At 72.3% G+C, this 2,260-nt stretch carries 4 protein-coding genes; 2 read left to right on the plus strand and 2 right to left on the minus strand.

Annotated features, from left to right (window positions below; genetic code table 11):
- Both KBX39_RS29285 and KBX39_RS29290 read right to left on the minus strand, forming a co-directional pair.
- Nucleotides 1-480 (minus strand): helix-turn-helix domain-containing protein (locus KBX39_RS29285; protein WP_210873628.1); only part of this gene is annotated, 480 nt, incomplete at its 3' end.
- Between the two features lie 83 nt (nt 481-563).
- Nucleotides 564-947, minus strand: coding sequence for a metalloregulator ArsR/SmtB family transcription factor (locus KBX39_RS29290; protein WP_064445568.1), 384 nt, complete (start codon nt 945-947; stop codon nt 564-566).
- A 313-nt stretch (nt 948-1,260) separates the two neighbouring features.
- On the opposite strand from KBX39_RS29290, the gene KBX39_RS29295 reads away from it, so the two are divergent.
- Entirely contained in the window at nt 1,261-1,602 is a 342-nt protein-coding gene (locus tag KBX39_RS29295) for a metalloregulator ArsR/SmtB family transcription factor (RefSeq protein ID WP_210873630.1), read from the plus strand.
- A gap of 55 nt (nt 1,603-1,657) precedes the next feature.
- Nucleotides 1,658-2,260 (plus strand): FAD-dependent oxidoreductase (locus KBX39_RS29300; protein WP_210873632.1); only part of this gene is annotated, 603 nt, incomplete at its 3' end.

Consider the following 2,260-nt stretch of genomic DNA (forward strand, 5'->3'; position numbering starts at 1 on the left):
GTCGACGTGTGCGGTGCCGGCCGGGTCGAGGTCGAGGGCGTGGCGGTGGGCCACGGCGAGCGCGCGGGGATGGACCCGCGGCGCCGGCCTGGTGCCGGCGGATGCGGCGTCGCCGTTGGCGCGCTGCCTCCACAGCGCCGCGGCCAGTTGCGAGCGGGCGGAGTTGTGGGTGCAGACGAAGACGACCCGATGCGCGCCCGCCAGTGGTGGCGGCGTGAGGGCGGAGAGGGCGGCCGGTCGGAGTCGAAGGTAGATGCGTCGCCGATCGCCCTCCGACCGGCCCCGGACGACGAGGCCCGCGTCGGCGAGGACCTTGACGTGATGGGCGACCAGGTTCGTCGGCATGGCGAGGGTGTGTGCGATCTCCCCGGGTGAGGCGTCGCCCAGGGTGAGCGCGTCCACGATGGCCAGGCGGGCCGGGTCGCCCAACGCGGCATGGATCCGCGCGCGCTCGACCAGCGAGAAAGACTCAATGTCCATTGACTCAATAATTTCTGATTAATCTGGAGGCGTCAAGCCGGCGCGGCCGGATCCCCCGGGAGCGCGAGTCGCCGCGCGGTGGTCTACCGCTGCGCCGCGGCGGTCGGCTCGATCGACAGCAGGCCGGCGAGCTGGCGCAGGATCTGTGGCCGCGCCCGGTAGTAGACCCACGTGCCCCGCCGTTCGGCGTCCACCAGGCCTGCCTCGCGCAAGGTCTTGAGGTGATGAGAGATCGTCGGCCCGGTCAGGTCGAACGCCGGCGTCAGGTCGCACACGCAGGCCTCGCCGCCGTCGGCGGAGGCGATCATCGACATCAGCTGCAGCCGTACCGGATCACCGAGGGCCTTGAACGCGGGCGCGAGGATCGCGGCCGTCTCTGCCGGGACCCGGCGCTGCGCCAGTGGGGGGCAGCACGGCGCGTCGGCGTCGAGGTCGACGAGGGGGATCGGCGCTTGGCGCTTCGGCATGCCCCTAGGTTGACATCCATCTAATCAGCGTGCAACTCTCTGTTTAGACATATGTCAAGACAAGGTGCTCCCAGGAAATGAGGCTCGTCATGTTCGGCTTCCCGCGTCGCCGGCCGTCATCCGTGGCAGGGGTCCGGTTCTGCGACTCCTGCGCCCGGGTGTCCACTCCCGCGCAGAGGATCGCCCGCCTCCGCGACCGCGCCCGCACCACCGCCTACGCGCTGACGGCACCCCGCTGAGAAGCGGGACCGCTGCCCTGCGGATCGCCCGCTCCGGCGCCTGCTAGGCTTCCATCGTCAATCGGCGATTAACGATGGAGGGAGAGGTGATGGGGGACCTCCTCGACCGCGACACCGCGCAGACCTATGCCTCGTGGTTCCGGGCCCTCGCGGACCCGACGCGGGTGCAGGTGGTGGAGTACCTGGCCCGCCACGCCCGGCCGATGAGTGTGGGGGAGATCGTCGCCGCCGTCGGGCTCGCCCAGTCCACCGTCTCCCAGCACCTGAAGATCCTCACCGAGGTGCGGTTCGTGCTCGTCGAGCCGGTCGGCACCGCACGCCACTACCGCATCAACGACGCCTGTGTCGGGTGCTTCCCGTCCGCCGCCGACGTCGTCATGGGCCGCCCGGCCCCCGATCCGGTCGGAGCCTGCTGAGGCAGGCGTCACCCGCACCTCTTGATCCGCCATTCTCAACACCGAGGAGTTCCCGATGAGTGTCCTGGACGAGTCGCCCGTCGTGGTGATCGGCGCGGGCCCGGTGGGTCTCGCCGCCGCCGCCCACCTGCACGAGCGTGAGCTGCCCTTCCTCGTCCTGGAGGCCGGGGACACCACCGGCGCGGCGGTGCGGCAGTGGGGGCACGTGCGGCTGTTCTCCCCGTGGCGCTACAACGTCGACCCCGCCGCCCGCCGGCTGCTCGACGACGCCGGCTGGGTCGCCCCGGTCGAGGATGCCCTGCCCACCGGCGCCGAGCTGGTCACCGACTATCTCCAGCCGCTCGCGGACCTGCCGCAGCTCAAGCCCCACCTGCGCTACGGCGCGCGGGTGGAGGCGATCAGCCGGCTCGGCCTGGACCGGCTGCGCACCGCCGGCCGCGAACAGACGCCGTTCCTGATCCGCCTCGCCGACGGCGACGAGTTGCTCGCCCGCGCCGTCATCGACGCCTCCGGCACCTGGGGCACCCCCAACGTCCTCGGCGCCTCCGGCCTGCCCGCCCGCGGCGAGACGGACGCCGCGGCGTTCCTCGAGCACGCCCTGCCCGACGTGCTCGGCAGCGGCCGGGACCGCTTCGCCGGCCGGCACACCCTCGTCGTC

This window comes from Micromonospora sp. D75, from assembly GCF_018070405.1.
Classification (GTDB): domain Bacteria; phylum Actinomycetota; class Actinomycetes; order Mycobacteriales; family Micromonosporaceae; genus Micromonospora; species Micromonospora chalcea.